This window comes from Acinetobacter sp. WCHAc010034 (assembly GCF_001696615.3).
Taxonomy (GTDB): Bacteria; Pseudomonadota; Gammaproteobacteria; order Pseudomonadales; family Moraxellaceae; genus Acinetobacter.
Window position 1 is genome coordinate 48,664 of record NZ_CP032268.1, and the last position, 18,151, is coordinate 66,814.

The following is an 18,151-nucleotide window of genomic DNA, read 5'->3' on the forward strand; positions in this document are numbered from 1 at the left end:
ATTAAATGAAGCCATTATTGATGTAAAAGAAGGTTAAGTCGAAGGCTTTAAAATGGTTTTCAAGCTTTTTGGAGAAATTGCAACTTCTTCTAAAACCACGCCTTATTCGATGCCTTATTTTGCAATTATTACCTTCAATTCCTACAGTAAACAACTTACCAATACTTTGCTTGCAGTTTTTAAAAGCAGTGATGAAACTGTCCCAATGATCACTTGCAATTCGGGTGTAGTGAATACCTAATTGTTTAAGCTTTGTCTTCAACCTTTGGACTGTAGCTAAATCTCTCTTACCCCAAACATAAGCAACAATCTCACCTGTTTCTCGATGGTAGGCGTAAATAAGCCATTGTTTATTATTTTTATTTCCAACAAAAGTCCAGAATTCATCTACTTCGAGAGATTCATAATGACTTTGTTTAGGCTGAATTTGATAGGCCGATTCAGTTAAAGTCCGTAAGACTTTACCGATACTAATGCGCTCAACTTCAGCGATATCTCGTATACCGCTGCCTCTGACCATTAACTGTAATATTTTACGAGTAATGCCAGAATTACATCCTAGATAGCTCAGAGCATGGTCACCAATAAACTGACGTTTGCAGTCTTTGCATTGGTAGTTTTGTTTCCCATCTACTTTGATGCCATTTTTCTTTATACTGTCACTGAGGCAGGTTGGACATTTGATTTCTAGAGTTATTTGCATTTCTCTATTTTATCAAAATTCAACCTGCTTTTTTTTAGCATACTTTTTGATACACCACCCAAAAGCTCAATATTGCCATCAGTTCTGACCGTTATAGCGATCAGATTCACTATCTCAAAGATAAAAAAGTCGTGATTATTTTTGATGAATGTCACCGTAGCCAATTTGGTGATACCCATCGCAATATCAAACGCTTCTTTAATCAGGCGCAAATGTTTGGTTTTACCGGAACGCCAATTTTTGAGAAAAACAGCCAACTGAAAATTGACTCAAAAGCAATCACCACCAATGCCCTGTTTGACGAATGCCTGCATAAGTACGTGATTACCGATGCCATTCGTGATGGCAACGTCCTACCCTTCCAGATTGCCTATCTGGGTAAATACACCAGCAATGGCATCGAAAATAGCGACAGCTATGAAGAAGATGTAGAAGGAATTGATACCAAAGAGCTGTTTGATAACCCTGCCCGTCTCGAAATGATTACCCGCTATATCCTGGATAATCACCACATCAAAACCAAAAATAAAACCTTCACCGCGATGTTCTGTGTCAGTTCCGTTGAAGTCCTGACCCAGTACTACGAACTGTTCAAAAAAGTACAGCAGGAAAAACAGCAACAAGCCGAAGAACAAGGTGGGATTTATACGCCATTGACCATTGCCACGATTTTTTCCTTTGCAGCCAATGAAGAACTCAAGGTCGAAGATCACAGTGGTTTAATTGAAGAAGAGTCTGCGGATCTCCCGCCCCGGATCAGCCAATCCAATCGGGATAAACTCGATCAGTACATTGCTGAATACAATGCCAAATTTGGCCAGAACTACAACTCAGGCGATGAGTTCTACGCTTACTATCGTGACATTGCCAATCGGGTACGTAAAAAAGAAATCGATATTTTGCTCGTGGTGAATATGTTCCTGACCGGTTTTGACTCAAAACCACTCAACACCCTGTATGTCGACAAGAACCTTAAATATCATGGTCTCATTCAGGCCTTTTCACGCACCAACCGTATTCTGAACGCAGATAAGCCGTTCGGTAATATCCTGTGCTTCCGTAACCTGAAACAGGCCACGGACCAAGCCCTCACCCTATTCTCAAATAAAGATGAAGCACAAAGAATCGTGCTGATTCCAAGTTTCGACAGCATCAAGGAAAAATACAACGCTGCGGTCGCCCATTTACTCAGTATTGCCCCAGATCCGGATCAAGTCCCCAATACGCTGGAAACCGAAGAACAGCAATTGGAGTACGTCAAAGCCTTCCGTGAGGTGATGCGGATCAATGCCCAATTGGAAAACTTTGTCGAGTATGAGCAAGACGATACAGATTTAAACAAAGCAGAATTCCAGAAACACACCTCGCAGTACAAATATCTGTACAACAACGTCCGTGTGGTCCAGCCTAAAGACAAGGTATCGGTCCTCAATGACGTCAATTTCCAACTGGAACTGATCCACCGCGATACCGTGAATGTCGGTTATATCCTGAATTTACTGCAATCGGTGGTCAATCATAAAGATCCTGAAAAGAAACAGCAGTATCGTTCCCAGGTGCAAGATATCATCTCGACCAACCACAACTTGTATGACAAACAAGAGCTGATTCAAAAGTTCCTGGATGAAAACATTCCGCGCATGGCCAATGGTCAAAGCGTTGAACAAGCCTTTGCTCAGTTTTGGGATGTGGAAAAAGAAAAGGCGCTGAATGAGCTGTGTCAAAAAGAAGCCATCAAACCTGAAGTCTTCAAAACGGTGCTCAGCCAATATGAATACACCCAGCGTTTACCTAGCCGGGAAGATGTCAAAGACTTACCGATTGCTCGCCCTAAGATCTCAGAACGTAAGACTCTGATGAATACCCTGGTTCTCAAAACTCGAAATTTTATTGAAAAGTTCTATCGGGGTTTCTAAACACCATGGTCTAGGTCATATTTTGCAGGCTCATATGGTGGCTACCCATTACTTGATCCTAGCCAAAATAATGGACAGCACTTCCCTCTAAAGATAACGTAACGTTAACTTTGTAGATACAAGAAATGACCATCTTGCGTAGCGATTCTACTCATTACTATTGCTTCATAGATAATTACTGCCTTTAACCATTTTTCTGCATACATCTTTTTAAGTTTAGTATTTTCTGCTTCCAGTTCTTTCAACAGTGCCATCAATTAAAGCTGTAAAACTCCATAAATTAATAAAAAGATGAAAATTCACGCAAAAAAATTAAGATAACAAGAAAAAATTTGATTTTGAAAAATATAAAGTTAGAAAAAAATAAAAATTCTAAAATATTCACCAGAAAGCAACTCGGTATTATGCGTACAATACGCATAACACCGACATTATAAGTTATTGTTTTAACGAGGTATATTAAAATTTGTTTGAAAAATAGTAAATAAAATATTAAACAAAAAATATTTAAAAAATTATATATAATTCAATAATTTACAATTTTATTGAATCTAAACTAAAAAATTGCTTATAAAATATAAAATTAAATGAATTTTAACATAAGATAAATGTATTTAAAAACAAACACTTATGCTATCATTTTTTTGTAAATTAATTTGAACTCTAATAAAGCCAAAAATTTGGAATTAGTGTATAAATTGTACAGCTCTCCTATGGGTAGACAAATCTTTATAGATAGGTTTGTTTAAAAAAGTGTTATGAAGTTATGTTATTTAATTTATAAGATTAAATAACATGTTCTTATTTTATTTAAAACTTTTATCAATCAGCTGCTTAAAATCTTCTAAATTCTGCTCTGCCAGTGACTCTAAAGCTATTCTTACAATACTAGATCTGTTAACACGAGCGTTATTACTTTTGATAATTAGCTCATCAATTAATTCACTTAATTCTTGGTTTAAAGAAAAGGTACAACGAACGAATTTCTTTTGTGAAACTTCTAGATCCTTAACTCTTTTATCAGCTCCAGATATGAAATTTTCAACCAGTTTATCCTGATCTGAAAGCTCGTCAGTTTTCTTTTTTAAACCGCTAAGACCTGCCATAGTTATACTCCTAAAAACTCTTGAGCTATCCCTTCAATTTCTGCTTTTGCTTTAAAATCACTTGTTACTTCAAAAACAGATAGGCCATTTTCATCTGCATCATCATAAACATTTCGATTTGTCGTGATGTGGTCTAAGGCTTTTATTCCGAACGATATACAGGCTTCTTTAGCATCTAGAATTCGCTGTACTTGTGACGGTAATGTTGGGCATTGTGTAATGATTGCTCTTGCATTCAAATCTGGATTCACTGCTCGCGCCAGTTTTAATACTTGCTCCATATGATCCAAAGTCTTTAGATCTCTACGTTTAGGCCTAAAAGGCAATAGCATATGTGTTGCTATAGTCATAGCAGAACGCAATGCTTCCGAATCTTGCCCACCAGCATCAATGATAATATCTTCATATCTTTTTGATAAATCTTTTAAAACTTGACGAATATTGCCTGAAGCTTGTACAGATGGAATATTCTTTAAATCCTCATTCTCATCACGCTCTTTAATCCAGTCAGTAGTTGTACCTTGAGGATCTGCATCTAGAAGAAGAACATCTCTATTCTTTTTTTGTAAATAAACCGCTAAGTTTTGGGCAAGGCAGCTTTTACCAGCTCCGCCTTTTTCACCACCTACTAAAATAATCATAAGTTATGTAAGTTACGTAATTTTGTTAAAAACAATGTACAAGTTTGATTCTCCTGAATCAACTATTGTGAAAAATAAATTTAAAAAATAAAGTTATCCACAAGTAATGCTCTTTTTTAATTTTATATATATTTTTAAATTTATATTTATAAGACCTTTGTATGCCTTATGTAGTCTAGTTCTCAGAGGATTTATATGGACGTTTTCCTGACAATAAGTGGACATTTTCCTTTATTTAAATGGACGTTTTCCTGACAATAAGTGGACATTTTCCTTTATTTAAATGGACGTTTTCCTGATATAAATGGACGTTTTCCTGGCATAAATAGATCTTCCATTAATGGTCATTAAGTGTTAATGTCCATTAATGATATTTGTTTCTCTAATCACAATATGGCAAATCTAATTTATAAAGATAATAACTTGATTGAAGCATCTTATGCGTTGACTTTGTCTGAACAACGCTTAATTTTAGTTGCGATTATTGCAGCTAGGGAAATTGAAAAAGAGCTTACATCGGATACCTTGCTAACAATACATGCATCTGAATACATGAAGCACTTTAATTTGGGTCGTCAAGCGGCCTATGAGGCTCTTCAAGGAGCGTGTGATAACTTGTTTGAACGTAGACTCACCTATAAGGCCATAGATCCTGTTACAGGTAAGCCAGCGGTCTACAAAAGCCGTTGGGTATCAAAAGTTGGCTATGTTAAAGAAGCTGCATGCGCTCAACTAATTTTTGCTCCTGATATTTTACAGCTTTTTGTAAAACTTGAAGAAAAATTTACCCGTTATGAATTAAAGCAAATTTCTCAATTATCTAGCGTATACGCTATACGGCTGTATGAACTTTTGATTAGATGGCGTAGCAAAGGCAAGCTATATATTAGTATGGTTGAATTGCGTGATAAGTTAGGTTTACTTGAAAATGAATATAAAACCATGGGCGATTTTAAAAAGCGTGTATTGACGGTTGCCATAGATCAAATTAATAAACTTACTGATATCGACGTAAGTTATGAGCAGAAAAAAGAAGGAAGAACAATTACACATATCGAATTTTCTTTTAATCAAAAAGCTTCCTTAATTGTTAGTGATAAGGTACTGGAACCGACATATCAGTTGACACCAAAACAATCTATATTTTTCGCTCAAAAATTGTGTGACCTTATCAAATATCCCGAATTCGGGGGAAAATATGCCAATGTAGGCGAAGAGATCGAAGCGTTTAAAGAAAGGATTTCACTTGAACTTCTCGACCCTGAAAAGGTAAAAAAGTATTATCCTGATTTGTTAAAAGTGGGCTATAAAGAAAAATATAAATCAGAAAAGTTATCATAACCTGAATAATAGAAATTCTTATTTTGAACACTACTAACCTATAGAAAAAAATTTAGTCTGTCTTGGTAACCCTAGTTCTATAATTTGGTCTTTATTGAGAAGTGTCCATTTTAATTGGAAGGCTATTACATGAACGGTTAGCAGCTGATCTATAAGGAATATTAAATTATAAAGTTACATAACTTATGAACTTATGAACTTATGAACTTATGAACTTATGTAATCCTGAAGAGAGTGATGAGATGGAAACCTCTCCCGGTCATGCTTGTCAGGGATTTGTCCATATATGGAAGTGCAGTGCTGAAAACTAAGGATCCATCTAATGAGAAGAACTGCCCGGGATTAATCTGCCAGGAATATTAAATTATGAAGTTACATAACTTACGTAACTTATAAACTTATGTAATCTGAAGAGAGTGATGAGATGGAAACCTCTCCCGGTCATGCTTGTCAGGGATTTGTCCATATATGGAAGTGCAGTGCTGAAAACTAAGGATCCATCTAATGAGAAGAACTGCCCGGGATTGGTCTGGCAGGAATAAAAGTTACATAACTTGCGTAACTTATGATGTTATGTCATTTGGGAGAGGATATGAAATTGAAAACTCTCCCGGTAATTCCTGTCAGGGATCTGTCCATATATGAGAGTCTGCCGCTGAAAATAAAAATTAGTGGTGTTTCAAAAAGTATGCTGAAAAAAACAATATGGCTTTTGATAAAATAGAGGTATGAAAATAACGCTATAAATCAAATGAAGAGAGTCCTCTCCCGGTCATGCTTGTCAGGGATTTGTCCATATATGGAAGCGCAGTGCTGAAAACTAAGGATCCATCTAATGAGAAGAACTGCCCGGGATTAATCTGCTATAGGAATATTAAATTATGAATTAATGTAATCCTGAAGAGAGTATGGATGGAAACCTCTCCCGGTCATGCTTGTCAGGGATTTGTCCATATATGGAAGTGCAGTGCTGAAAACTAAGGATCCATCTAATGAGAAGAACTGCCCGGGATTAATCTGCCAGGAATATTAAATTATGAAGTTACATAACTTACGTAACTTATAAACTTATGTAATCTGAAGAGAGTGATGAGATGGAAACCTCTCCCGGTCATGCTTGTCAGGGATTTGTCCATATATGGAAGCGCAGTGCTGAAAACTAAGGATCCATCTAATGAGAAGAACTGCCCGGGATTAATCTGCCAGGAATATTAAATTATGAAGTTACATAACTTACGCAACTTATGAACTTATGTAATCTGAAGAGAGTGATGAGATGGAAACCTCTCCCGGTCATGCTTGTCAGGGATTTGTCCATATATGGAAGTGCAGTGCTGAAAACTAAGGATCCATCTAATGAGAAGAACTGCCCGGGATTGGTCTGGCAGGAATAAAAGTTACATAACTTGCGTAACTTATGATGTTATGTCATTTGGGAGAGGATATGAAATTGAAAACTCTCCCGGTAATTCCTGTCAGGGATCTGTCCATATATGAGAGTCTGCCGCTGAAAATAAAAATTAGTGGTGTTTCAAAAAGTATGCTGAAAAAAACAATATGGCTTTTGATAAAATAGAGGTATGAAAATAACGCTATAAATCAAATGGGCTTTGTTGCACAAAGATTTGAAATGCAAAGCGCCCCTAATTGAGCCAAATTTAAGGCGTAACTTGGGTAAGTGGGCGACCTAATTCCGTAAATCTGTTAAGGACTGCTACACGTGCATGGATCTCATTCACCTGACTAGGAAAGCTTCTTGCCATTAATTTATCGCCTAATAATTTGATGCAATGCATCTTGGTTTCCACCAAACTGCGGCGATGATAGCCTGACCATTTTTTCCATAATGTCCTGCCTAAATGTTTAACTGTTCGAAGTAATTCATTTCGCTCTAGCGAGCTACTCTTTGTATCTTTCCATGGTTTCGCATTTTTTCTAGGTGGAATCACCGCATGCGCTTGCCGATCTGCAATGACCTGACGGCATTGCTTGGTGTCATAAGCTCCATCGGTATAAACAGAGTCAATCTGCTCATCTTGTGGAATCTGATTAAGTAAATCACCAAGCACCTGTGAATCACTGACATTATTGGTTGTGAGCTGAATAGCGCGTATTTGTAGGGTTTTGGCATCTATACCAATATGTAGTTTACGCCATTGGCGACGATATTCAGCTCCATGTTTCTTGCGTTTCCATTCGCCCTCACCTAGAAACTTCATGCCTGTAGAGTCTACGAGTAGATGCAGTCCATTGCAACTCTTTTCATAGCTAATTTGAATATCAATATGCTTTTGTCTTCTGCGAATGGTTGAATAATCCAGAGCTGTCCAATCTAATCCGCAAAGTTTAATCAAGCTTTGGACAAAGCCAGTCACCATGCATACAGAAAGACGAAATAAGGATTTAATCATTAAGCAGCATTGGATAGCTGCGTCGGAGTAGGTTTGATTTCGCCCTTGTTTGCCTTTTGATGGAGCATACCATTGCGTAGCAGGATCAAACCAAATGGCAATATTTCCGCGACTCATGAGTGCTCGGTTATATGCGGGCCAATTGGTTGTGCGGTAGATTTTGTGTGTAGGCTTCTTCATTTGAAAATTATATCGCTGAAAAAGCCTTTACAGATAGGTTTGTGCAACAAAGCTCCAATCAGTCAATAAATAGCAGTTTTAAGATTACCCCACAGCAAATATACAGTAAACATTTTTGACGGTATTTAAAGGTAGTATTGCAATCACCAGATAAAAAATATACTAATATCGTGATGATAGCTGTCAAAGTAAGATCTCTAGCAGATCATGGATCCTGGTGTAGAGCGTAAATTGAGCTAAATTTTAGAATGAGAGCAATATGGGTTTTAGATTTCGTAAAAGTATTAAATTATTCCCGGGTTTTAAAATTAATCTGACCCATAAAGGCATCAGCAGTGCCAGCATTGGCAAACCTGGTGCTTCTCTAAATATTGGGAAAAAAGGTACGCGAACCAGTGTCGGTATTCCAGGTACGGGACTATCTTACTCTAAACACCAGCCTTACTCTAAAAAGACCCGTGTTCCACAACCGACATCGCTAGAACACACGGAATATAATCCTCAGAATTTAGAACAACCGAAGGCAAAGATATGGCCTTGGATTATTTTTGGAATATTGTGTTTTATTGTGGGTGCCGTCATTTTTTAGCAAAAACAACATTGTATTTTGATCAAAAAAAAATGCCCACATGGGTGAGTGGGCAAACTAAGGATATTAAGATCCTTCAGAAACTACAGCGCGATTCTCGCTACTACTCTATCCGTTATTTAAATCAGCGACTGTGGCTCACAGTATATTGATGATCGCACAGCTTAAAAGTAAGTTTTGTTGTAGTTTTAATGAATTGCGGTTTTTTAAAGGAGCTTTTTTATAGCTTCATTATTTTGTGTGTTTTTTTTAATTATTCAGACTATTCTAAATAGTCAGTACGTAATAGTATCACCTGTTGATCTTGGTATTGGCGATGAATGGTTAAATCCATTTTAGCAATTGTTTGTGAGGTTAAATCTGACGGCTCACGTACTAATAAGCCTTGTAATGTTGTTAGTAAACTTTTCATTTTGCAATCCCCTATTTGATTTAAATCAATCACATGAATAGTACTATTTTGTAACATCAATATTTCAATACGATGAATCAAAGTGATATTAAAAGGACTGCCCCCTGTATATATAGAAATCAGTCCTTAAAAACGGCTTAATCAACGATCCAACTTTATAGAATCGGATCGTTTAGGCATTATGTTCAGGTTAAAAACAAGAGTATTGATTAACCATGACTTGCAAGGCTGGTTAGGGTAAATTAGCCAGACCAAAGCCATATCTTGCTGATAGATGAGTACAAAAGCTCGTCAAACAAATCCGCTCTAGTCTCCTCTAAGCTGATATCTGATTTTCTTCTATTACAGAGCAGATGAACCAGCAGACCATTTTCTAGCACACCTTGCCCACCTGCGGCTTTGGCAATCCTATGATCCGATTCAGTAGAATCGAGATAGATTAATCCATCACAAATGGGGCAAAAGTTATGATTACCCACTAGAAAATTATGCTTAAGCAAATTTTTGGTTAATGCTGAAAAGGCCTTGGGCTTTGATCGAGAAATTAGATTGTCGATGCCTACACTCCACTTTACTTATTTTCAGACAGTAACCAATCGAGAGCATTCATTTTTACAATACCATTATAATTGGCTTCAGTACCTATAGTATCTAAGGTCAATAAATACTTGGGATACGAGTCAGAAACTTTCTGCAATGGGCGTAACTCTCGGGCTAATGTTTCTTCATTCAGTGTTTCTAACGCGACTTGGTAATAAGTTAAATTCTGTAACGTATCAACAGCAACAAAATCAATTTCATATTCATCAAGTCGCCCAACATAAACAGTATAGCCTCGTCTGACGAGCTCAAGATAAATCACATTTTCTAAAATATGGCCTTGATCAGCATTTGCATCAGGCAACATAATTCGGCGCAAGCCAACATCAACTAGATAGTATTTTTCAGAGGTTTGTAATAGCTCTCGCCCACGTACTTTAAATTGTGCTGCACTATAAAATAGTAAACTATCCTGTAAACCCTGAATATATCGTTTTACTGTTTCAAATGAGATCTTAACTCCACTTGAAACAAAGGTATTTTTAATTTTATTAATAGAAATAGGTGAGCCCGTAACACTTGCCAAATACTTTGCAACACGCTCCAAAGCGTTAATATCTGCAGTATTCAAGCGAGGAATAACATCCTTAAACATGACACTCGCATAGACTGCTTGTAAGTAATCATAGGTTTCCTGCTGATTAGTCATTGCAAGTGTATAAGGGAAACTACTGCGAGTGTACATCGCATACAAATCACGATTGGATAATTGTTGGATGGTTGGATTATTTTCAGTATGCCATTGTTTAAACTCTTGGAATGACAGAGGTAAAACATGCTGCTCGATATAACGCCCTGTAAGTAACGTCGCTAATTCCCCACTCAAAAAGAATGCATTTGAACCTGTAATATATAGATCGATATAGTCACGAATATATAAAGAGTCGACTACTTTTTCAAAATTTTGAACATGCTGTATTTCATCTAAAAAAACATAGTTTTTTTTGTTTTTATCGACTTTCGAAAGTACATAATCGTGTAATTTACGATAATAGGTGAGTTCTTCAAATTCCATATATTCGAAATTAATAGCAATGATATTTTCATCTTGTACACCTTGCTCTTTTAGATCTTGTTGGAACATCACTAGTAAAGTAGATTTTCCAGAACGACGTACACCCGATAGTACTTTAATGAGATCACGGTTTTTCCATGTATTCAGAAATTTCAGGTAGCTCTCACGTCGAATATTATTCTTTATCATTGTTTACACTTAGACTCTAAACTTTTTATATATTCTATCAAAATTTAGATCACATAAGAAATATTCTTTGTTTTTAAGAAAAGTTTAAATTCTAATTGAAATATTTAAATTCCTATTATCGCAGGTGTTAGAGGTGCTATAGACAATAGATTTTCACTGGAATATTTTTTTCAAACACGATATAGAATATTACGTCTCTGTAGATACTAAGCTGTTTTTTAAAAAATCAGAGATGGTCACATCTAAAACTATCAGCCAATCACACAGTCCAGCACCATCCATCTTCCAACACAGCAAGAATCTTGTGAAACGAAAGACCAGCTGCAAATCGAACTGGAACGTGTAGAAAACAGTATTGTTCAACTCAATCACGAAATCAGTATTTACCAACGCTATGCCGATCAATTCCCACGGCTGTCGAACGCTCTTCATTCCTGCATGAATCACAGCCAAAATAATTTAGAACTACTCGAATGTGAAACGTAAGAGTCTATATGTACATATGGTTCATTTGTGGCAAACGAGAACCTCAACTAAAACGATCTCGTGTCCTTTAGAATGTTTGCGTAGCAGTCATGCTTATAGTGTGACTTTTGATAATGGTAAGGAGTTTTCAGAGCATAGTAGGATAACAGATGCATGCATAGACACTTACTTTGCGGATCCATAAAAGTCTAATCAACGCGCTAAAAATGAAAATACGAATGAATATTTACCAAAATCCTTATCGTTTGATGATGTATCAAAAGAGCGAATAGAATAGATAGAGTTTGGTCTAAATAATCGTCCTAGAAAGATACTATGTTGGTATACACTCAGTGAAGTGATCGCTGGTTTTTATAGTGTTGCACTTGTTGCTTCAATTCGTCTTATTTAAAATTTTATTAAAAAAATTAAATTAAAGGTTTATAAGTATTTATATATGTTTATATATGTTTATATATGTTTAATAAAGTTTATGAGGATATTTTTATATTTAAATTCAAGTGGTTATTCATTAATAACCATACGTTTTGTCCGTTCAACCATACGTTTTGTCCGTTCAACCATACGTTTTGTCCGATAACCATACGTTTTGTCTCAATTTATCCACAAAATTATCAATAGTAAAAATTCTCTTAAAGTGAATATACAAATATTCATTGCAGTTAGCACAATAAAAACTATAACCATGAATTTTTTCTATTCCAAATAAATGATGATGTTTTAAGCACTATCAATACGTTTTGTCCGATGTACATGCTTTTTTATTGAAGATTGGTTTTTCTTTCTATTGATATATTGGATTATTTTACTTATTTTTTTTATTGTAATGACATTAAAAGCATTTAATAGCAATGCTTTTGAGCTTATTTGAATTTTATTTTTGATATAACCATACGTTTTGTCCTGTTCTCATTATTTATTAGATTATATGAAATGACCATACGTTTTGTCCGTTGTTGATAATTTTATTAAATATCTGTGAATAACCATACGTTTTGTCCGTAAGCTAAAAGATATATTTTTATTGATCTGTTTGCTTTCATTGTTGATTTCAATACAAAATGTTATTAATGTATGGTTATAAAATTGTAACCACGGAGTTTGGTTTGAAAAGTACAGAATTAATAAAGCCTTCTTCTCGTCGTGTTCAATACACTGATTTAGTGGCTACACGTAATGATATGACCACTGCAAATTACAGTTATGAAGCTAATGAAGAAAAGCTAGTGTACTGTGCTATGGTTGCTGTGCGCAAAAATGAACTAAATAAAAATATGCGCTTTGATCCAGATGAGTTAATTACGATTAGTGCAGCTAATTTTGGTGAATTGATTTCAGAAAAAGATTTAGATAAAGATGTTGTCACAGCAAGTGAGCTATATGAAATTCATCGGTATGGTGAAAAGGCCTTGCAGCGTGTTTATGATAGTTATAAGCCTAAGGTAATGTTGATCAAGAAAAAAGATGATCCTACACCAATTAAGGTACCAATGATTATTTATTGTCATTATAGTAAAGAAACTAAATGCATGCAGATTCGTTTTGCTAGAGAATTTTATAATTACTTCTATAACTTAATTAATCCGACAGGTATGACGCATTCATTTAGTACACACCAAATTCGCTATGTTATGCGGATGCGTTCTAATTATGCCATGCGGATTTATAGGATTCTCAATTCTGAATTATGGAAAGCTGAGTCATTAGGTATTCAGCAAATTCATGATATAAGTTTGGAAAGATTGCGTTTTGCTTTAGATATTGAAGATAAATATAAACTAATCGATAACTTAAAAAGCCGTGTTTTGAATGTTGCTAAAACACAAATTAATAAGTTAAGTAATCTTGAAATTGATTATGAAACGATTAAAAATGGAAAATTTGTTGTAGGTATACGTTTTACTTACAAAATGAAGGAAGAGCATAGAAATCTAATTTTTCAACGTATTATTGATCGATTAAAAGAAAAACATCTTAAAAATGCAATTCCATATAGTGATGATGGATCACACTTTAAAGATAAAGAACGCGTTAAATATATTAAACCAGTCACTAAGTTGAGCTCTAAGCAAATCACAGTTTTAGTGAATTGTGATGTTTTCTTAAACGATTATGGTTGTTTTTTAGGTGATTTGGATACGATTACAGCTAAAAAAACGATGCGTAGCTTATTAACAAATAAGTTAGATATATTGAATGATCATAAACTTATTGATCTGGATTACTATTTTTGGATACAAGCAAAACGCAATATGAATATCTTTAAAAAAGATGCGTCTGAAGATAATATGGCAGAGCATGAAGATAAAAATATTGCAGATTCTGATATGGATGAAATTTTAGATCCTGCAGAAGATCAACTACCTTTCTGATGATAACCTTTCTTATGTATCATTTTTTAATCTTATATATATGGTAAATGGTAGTATCCAATATCAATCTATAACATATTGGATACTCAATTATAAATTTCCACTGTGGAAATTTATAATTTTTTATACCTTATCGTCTAAATCAGCAAGAAAAGCTTCTAGTTTTTCAATTTTTTCTTGATTAAATTCAGCATTTAAACTAGTACGAATATTTACGACTGTCTTCCCATTGAGATTTTTTTCAATCTTAATTGAGCCAAATTTAAGACCATTTTTATCTTTTAGTACCATTTTATTAATTTTAGACGTATTTGTGATATTTTGTTCTTGCTTTTTAGCTATCTCTTGTACAGTTAATGCTTTTTCTATTTCGTAAATGAATTTTTTTGATGGACGATTAGTTTCTGTAAATTCATTTAGATATTTTTTCCATATATTAAATGTGGCAGATTCAACCAATTGATGATTAAATTTTAAAACGAGTTTATTTAATTCGGTTAACAATTGTTGTGCAGTTGCACCTGAAATAGCTTTTGGATTTATTTTTAGATCTTCTTTTATATAATCTGGAAGTTTATAAAAGCTCATTAATCTAAAGTATTTAGATTGATCTAGTTGATATTTTTGAGTGATAAATTCTACATTTTGTATAGAGTATCCAAACTCATTACAATGTTTTTGTATGGCGTTGACTAATTCAAAATCACTAAGATCCGATCGATGTAAGTTATCAATCAATGAAATTAAAGCTGTTTTTTCCTTGGATTTATCATCTCGAATAATTGCACGAATCGTCTTATGCTTTAATATATCTCTAACAGCTCTAAACCTTTTTTCTCCACCGACGAGCTCATATCTTTCCTCTTTTTTTATAACAACAATAGGGTAAATTTGTCCATTCGTTGCAATACTCGTGGCAAGAATTTCAACTTCCTGTAAAACTTTATCTGTAATAATACGAGGTTGATGCTCTGAGAAGTCAATAAGTTCTATAGGTACATCAACAATATTATTTTCAATTGATGATATTAATGATACTTTTCCTGTTCCTGCTGCATTAATAAATGCCTGCTCCATTTCAAGAGAATCATTAAAATCGACAATTAATGGTTTTTTTGCCATTACAGGATCTCCACCAAAAATTCATTTAATTCATCTTTTGCTTTGCTGCTACCCATTTCTAATACTGATTTTCCTTCGATCATCGCATCGCGAAATTGTTTGCGATCACGCAAAATTGTATTTAGTGTTTTAACAGACTTGACTTGCTGTAATAGCTCTAAAGCAGCATCAATTTCTGTAGATTTATTATTAGTTGGGGCTTTATTTAACACCACAAATGTTTTTAAATTTTTATTCACTTGTTTTGCTGTATTTACTAATCTTAGAACAAAAGGTAGTACTTCAATATCTGTTTGACTAGGTTGTGTTGGAATAATAAGAACATCTGCTGTTAATAATGCTGAACGAAATTCAGCTGAATCACGCCCTGCAACATCCAATACAATATATTTATTATTTTGTTTTAATTGTTGTAATTCTTCTTTTAAATTATCTTTAAGAGCAATGGTTGTAATAGAATCTTGTAGTCTACGTTTACTCCATTTTATAGAGGATTGTTGATCATCTCCATCTACAAGAGTCGTCTTGCCTTTTTTACTCAGAGCAACAGCTAAGTTGGTTGATAGCGTTGTCTTTCCAACACCACCTTTTTGATTTGCGATTACGTATATTGTCATGGGTAATATATATAAAAATTAAATTTATATTAGCATAATAAAAAAATAAAAAAAATATTTTTAAATTTCCACTGTGGAAATTTAAAAAATCAAATTATCTATAAGCCTAGTTATTATCTTTTTCGGATTCAATAGGCTTTGTTGCATAAAGAATTTAAAAGTAAAGCTTCCCCAAATCACTCAAATTTAAGTGACAACTTGGGTATGAGGTCGACCTAATTCTGTAAATTTATTGAGAACTGCCAGACGTGCATGAATCTCATCATTTTTGATGGCACCTGCTTCTTTTATTGAAAGGATAAGATGATCAAATAGGTTGTTATCCATGGAATTGCTCTTTCACATTATTGATGCAGGATCGAATTTTTTATTGGGCTGAAAGAATTCCGCCTAAAACTCAACGCCTAAATCGACTAAAGACGGATTGCATATTTTCCCACTGTGGAACAGCATGCCCATCAGAGTGAAACAAAAAAATGAGATTTTATCTCCAAACCCTTTATTATTTTTAAGATCGTATATGATTTTAGAAATTTGAAAGAAACTCAAACTTTAAAATATTCGAATCATGAGGATACAATATGAAAATCAAGTTAATCACGCTGACATTAGCACTATCCGCAGCATCACTGGCAAACGCACATAATCATGAACAGTTAATCAGTAATGATTACCAACTGTTTAGTCCAGAAATCACCTCTAAAATCACTGAGCACAAACCTGTTTCATTAGATTTTATTGCTAGTGCAATTAGCACCCCAACTCAGGCGGTATTAAAAGAAAATTTAGGTGAGACTAAAAACGTCGTAGTGATTAGCGATGCGGAAACCTGGTATTACGGTGTTCAAATCACCGATCAGGCAAATCAAAAATGTTCTGTCTCTTTTATTTTCGACCGTGAAAATGGCAAGTTAAGTACATCGGCAGATCTGGTCAGCTTCCATCCAGTAGAATGTGAATTAGCCGTTGCCCAAAAATTAGAAAAGAAAAATAACTAACTCCAAACCAGACATTAAAAAGCCCGCAAATGCAGGCTTTTTAATTCGTCCAAATTTTCTATATATCACCCTGCCAGAATCCGGTTTAATGACAATTAAATAGAATATTTGAACTCTTATTGGCACTGTTGCAAATAACCACGAATGGTAAGCTGAAGACTGTTTTAGCTAAAGGTGCAGCATGTGAATCCTTTCCATGGTCGGCATTTTCAGGGCGAAATGAATAGCCACCGATTTTGTAGACACCTTTTAGTTAGATAAAATGGCTAATTAACGAGGTGCTTATGAGCAGTAGCAAACGATACCCTGAAGAATTCAAAATTGAAGCAGTAAAGCAAGTGACTGAAAAAGGTCATAGCGTGGCTGAAGTTGCCGCACGTTTAGGTACAACCACGCATAGTCTTTATGCTTGGATCAAGCGTTATGCTCCTCAAGAACCTAAAATCACAGACTCTAGGGATGCAGTTTCAGAATTGGCAAAGCTAAAAAAGGAGTTGCAAAGAGTTACTGAAGAAAGGGACATATTAAAAAAAGCCGCGGTGTACTTCGCAAGCCAGTCCAAATGAGGTATGCCTTTATTCAGGACAATCAGCACATATGGTCTGTTCGTCGTTTATGTTCGACTCTAGATGTTCATCACAGTGGTTATTACGCATGGTTGAAACAACCCACTAGTAAAACTGCGAGGAAACGACAACAGCTTTCAGGATTGATTAAACAGTTCTGGCTGGAATCTGGCGGAGTCTACGGCTATCGCAAGATTCACTGTGATTTGAAAGATGTTGGCGAAAATTGCGGTATCAACCGGGTGCATAGGTTAATGAAAGCGAATGGGCTTAAATCACAGCGCGGCTATCGCAAGCCTAGATCTTATGCAGGTACGCCAAGTATTGTTTCCGCAAACACCTTAGAACGACAGTTTAATCCAACTCAGCCTAATCGGAAGTGGGTAACAGACATTACGTATATTCGTACACATGAAGGTTGGTTATATCTTGCTGTTGTAATTGATCTATTTTCACGCCTTGTTGTTGGGTGGTCTATGAAATCAAGAATGACTACAGATCTTGTGCTAGATGCGTTATTGATGGCTTTATGGCGGAGAAAACCAAAGAACAAGGTTTTGATTCATTCTGACCAAGGCAGCCAATATACCAGTCATGAATGGCAAGCATTCCTTAAACAACATAATTTGGAATGCAGTATGAGTCGTAGAGGCAATTGCCATGATAATGCTGTTGCAGAAAGCTTTTTCCAGCTATTAAAACGGGAACGAGTTAAGAAGAGAAACTATGCATCAAGAACTGAAGCGAGGTCAGATATCTTTGAATATATTGAAATGTTTTATAACTCAAAAAGAAGACATGGTTCCAATGGACAACGTTCTCCATTAGATTATGAAAAGTCCCATCAAAAGATGGTTATGTGTGTCTAGAGTTTTGGTGGCTATTCA

Annotated in this window: 15 protein-coding genes and 3 pseudogenes; 7 read left to right on the forward strand and 11 right to left on the reverse strand. The window is 35.1% G+C overall.

What is annotated here, in order from left to right; all coding sequences use genetic code 11:
- Position 1: 1 nt before the first annotated feature.
- Entirely contained in the window at positions 2-703 is a 702-nt protein-coding gene (locus tag BEN74_RS00320; protein ID WP_005005861.1) for an IS1 family transposase, read from the reverse strand.
- Positions 704-756: 53 nt separating this feature from the next.
- Here BEN74_RS00320 and BEN74_RS00330 point away from each other — a divergent pair.
- Positions 757-2,619 (forward strand): annotated as a pseudogene (locus BEN74_RS00330) (type I restriction endonuclease subunit R, EcoR124 family); the annotation flags it as partial.
- Between the two features lie 104 nt (positions 2,620-2,723).
- On the opposite strand, the gene BEN74_RS19160 reads toward BEN74_RS00330, so the two are convergent.
- From BEN74_RS19160 to BEN74_RS00340, 3 genes are all read right to left on the reverse strand, one after another.
- Positions 2,724-2,873: a hypothetical protein gene (locus BEN74_RS19160; RefSeq protein ID WP_162898101.1), complete on the reverse strand. Its 150-nt coding sequence runs from the start codon at positions 2,871-2,873 to the stop codon at positions 2,724-2,726.
- A gap of 552 nt (positions 2,874-3,425) precedes the next feature.
- Positions 3,426-3,725 (reverse strand): hypothetical protein, encoded by a 300-nt coding sequence (locus BEN74_RS00335; protein ID WP_034171686.1) that lies wholly within the window; start codon positions 3,723-3,725, stop codon positions 3,426-3,428.
- 2 nt (positions 3,726-3,727) lie between these two features.
- Positions 3,728-4,366 (reverse strand): AAA family ATPase, encoded by a 639-nt coding sequence (locus BEN74_RS00340; protein ID WP_068912720.1) that lies wholly within the window; start codon positions 4,364-4,366, stop codon positions 3,728-3,730.
- Positions 4,367-4,759: 393 nt separating this feature from the next.
- Between BEN74_RS00340 and repM the strand changes: the two genes are divergently transcribed.
- The gene (repM, locus tag BEN74_RS00345; protein ID WP_201773389.1) at positions 4,760-5,707 is read left to right on the forward strand and encodes a replication initiation protein RepM; all 948 of its coding nucleotides are present in this window, start codon (positions 4,760-4,762) and stop codon (positions 5,705-5,707) included.
- Between the two features lie 1,658 nt (positions 5,708-7,365).
- Here the strand turns inward: repM and BEN74_RS00350 are convergent.
- Complete coding sequence (locus tag BEN74_RS00350) at positions 7,366-8,298, reverse strand: IS5 family transposase (protein ID WP_086374392.1); 933 nt, start codon at positions 8,296-8,298, stop codon at positions 7,366-7,368.
- A gap of 259 nt (positions 8,299-8,557) precedes the next feature.
- Here BEN74_RS00350 and BEN74_RS00355 point away from each other — a divergent pair, with 259 nt between their 5' ends.
- Positions 8,558-8,887 carry a DUF4236 domain-containing protein gene (locus tag BEN74_RS00355; protein ID WP_010116447.1) on the forward strand — a complete coding sequence of 110 codons (330 nt, stop codon included), beginning with the start codon at positions 8,558-8,560 and terminating at the stop codon, positions 8,885-8,887.
- 262 nt (positions 8,888-9,149) lie between these two features.
- On the opposite strand, the gene BEN74_RS00360 is transcribed toward BEN74_RS00355, so the two are convergent.
- The 3 genes and pseudogenes from BEN74_RS00360 to BEN74_RS00370 all read right to left on the reverse strand — a co-directional run bounded on the left by BEN74_RS00360 (position 9,150) and on the right by BEN74_RS00370 (position 11,103).
- Entirely contained in the window at positions 9,150-9,299 is a 150-nt protein-coding gene (locus tag BEN74_RS00360) for a hypothetical protein (protein ID WP_225554346.1), read from the reverse strand.
- 242 nt (positions 9,300-9,541) lie between these two features.
- A pseudogene (locus BEN74_RS00365) lies at positions 9,542-9,844 on the reverse strand (HNH endonuclease signature motif containing protein); the annotation flags it as partial.
- Positions 9,845-9,870: 26 nt separating this feature from the next.
- Entirely contained in the window at positions 9,871-11,103 is a 1,233-nt protein-coding gene (locus BEN74_RS00370; RefSeq protein WP_068912250.1) for an ATP-binding protein, read from the reverse strand.
- A 475-nt stretch (positions 11,104-11,578) separates the two neighbouring features.
- Between BEN74_RS00370 and BEN74_RS00380 the strand changes: the two are divergent.
- A pseudogene (locus BEN74_RS00380) lies at positions 11,579-11,980 on the forward strand (IS30 family transposase); the annotation flags it as partial.
- 670 nt (positions 11,981-12,650) lie between these two features.
- Positions 12,651-13,961, forward strand: a complete 1,311-nt coding sequence (locus BEN74_RS00385; RefSeq protein WP_068912254.1) for a replication initiation protein — start codon at positions 12,651-12,653, stop codon at positions 13,959-13,961.
- A gap of 123 nt (positions 13,962-14,084) precedes the next feature.
- On the opposite strand, the gene BEN74_RS00390 is transcribed toward BEN74_RS00385, so the two are convergent.
- From BEN74_RS00390 to BEN74_RS19875, 3 genes are all read right to left on the reverse strand, one after another.
- A complete protein-coding gene (locus BEN74_RS00390; RefSeq protein WP_019383598.1) occupies positions 14,085-15,083 on the reverse strand; it encodes a ParB/RepB/Spo0J family partition protein in 999 nt (332 codons plus the stop codon).
- Positions 15,083-15,700 carry an AAA family ATPase gene (locus BEN74_RS00395; RefSeq protein WP_004758942.1) on the reverse strand — a complete coding sequence of 206 codons (618 nt, stop codon included), beginning with the start codon at positions 15,698-15,700 and terminating at the stop codon, positions 15,083-15,085. The genes BEN74_RS00390 and BEN74_RS00395 overlap by 1 nt, the downstream gene beginning before the upstream one ends.
- A gap of 186 nt (positions 15,701-15,886) precedes the next feature.
- Entirely contained in the window at positions 15,887-16,027 is a 141-nt protein-coding gene (locus BEN74_RS19875) for a hypothetical protein (RefSeq protein WP_019383597.1), read from the reverse strand.
- A gap of 254 nt (positions 16,028-16,281) precedes the next feature.
- Here BEN74_RS19875 and BEN74_RS00400 point away from each other — a divergent pair, with 254 nt between their 5' ends.
- Together BEN74_RS00400 and BEN74_RS00405 are read left to right on the forward strand one after the other, a co-directional pair.
- The gene (locus BEN74_RS00400) at positions 16,282-16,698 is read left to right on the forward strand and encodes a hypothetical protein (RefSeq protein ID WP_068912257.1); all 417 of its coding nucleotides are present in this window, start codon (positions 16,282-16,284) and stop codon (positions 16,696-16,698) included.
- 284 nt (positions 16,699-16,982) lie between these two features.
- A protein-coding gene (locus BEN74_RS00405; protein ID WP_228200337.1) for an IS3 family transposase occupies positions 16,983-18,133 on the forward strand; the annotation gives its coding sequence in 2 pieces (ribosomal slippage) (positions 16,983-17,223 and positions 17,223-18,133; 1,152 coding nt in all).
- The last annotated feature ends 18 nt before the right edge of the window (positions 18,134-18,151 follow it).

Excerpts from the sequence above, each read along its gene's own strand:
- BEN74_RS00350 (WP_086374392.1), bottom strand. The coding sequence starts at position 8,298 with ATGAAGAAGCCTACACACAAAATCTACCGCACAACCAATTGGCCCGCA.
- BEN74_RS19875 (WP_019383597.1), bottom strand. The coding sequence starts at position 16,027 with ATGGATAACAACCTATTTGATCATCTTATCCTTTCAATAAAAGAAGCA.
- BEN74_RS00395 (WP_004758942.1), bottom strand. The coding sequence starts at position 15,700 with ATGACAATATACGTAATCGCAAATCAAAAAGGTGGTGTTGGAAAGACA.
- repM (WP_201773389.1), top strand. The coding sequence starts at position 4,760 with ATGGCAAATCTAATTTATAAAGATAATAACTTGATTGAAGCATCTTAT.
- BEN74_RS00385 (WP_068912254.1), top strand. The coding sequence starts at position 12,651 with ATGTTATTAATGTATGGTTATAAAATTGTAACCACGGAGTTTGGTTTG.
- BEN74_RS00340 (WP_068912720.1), bottom strand. The coding sequence starts at position 4,366 with ATGATTATTTTAGTAGGTGGTGAAAAAGGCGGAGCTGGTAAAAGCTGC.
- BEN74_RS19160 (WP_162898101.1), bottom strand. The coding sequence starts at position 2,873 with ATGGCACTGTTGAAAGAACTGGAAGCAGAAAATACTAAACTTAAAAAG.
- BEN74_RS00355 (WP_010116447.1), top strand. The coding sequence starts at position 8,558 with ATGGGTTTTAGATTTCGTAAAAGTATTAAATTATTCCCGGGTTTTAAA.
- BEN74_RS00400 (WP_068912257.1), top strand. The coding sequence starts at position 16,282 with ATGAAAATCAAGTTAATCACGCTGACATTAGCACTATCCGCAGCATCA.
- BEN74_RS00320 (WP_005005861.1), bottom strand. The coding sequence starts at position 703 with ATGCAAATAACTCTAGAAATCAAATGTCCAACCTGCCTCAGTGACAGT.
- BEN74_RS00360 (WP_225554346.1), bottom strand. The coding sequence starts at position 9,299 with ATGAAAAGTTTACTAACAACATTACAAGGCTTATTAGTACGTGAGCCG.
- BEN74_RS00390 (WP_019383598.1), bottom strand. The coding sequence starts at position 15,083 with ATGGCAAAAAAACCATTAATTGTCGATTTTAATGATTCTCTTGAAATG.
- BEN74_RS00335 (WP_034171686.1), bottom strand. The coding sequence starts at position 3,725 with ATGGCAGGTCTTAGCGGTTTAAAAAAGAAAACTGACGAGCTTTCAGAT.
- BEN74_RS00370 (WP_068912250.1), bottom strand. The coding sequence starts at position 11,103 with ATGATAAAGAATAATATTCGACGTGAGAGCTACCTGAAATTTCTGAAT.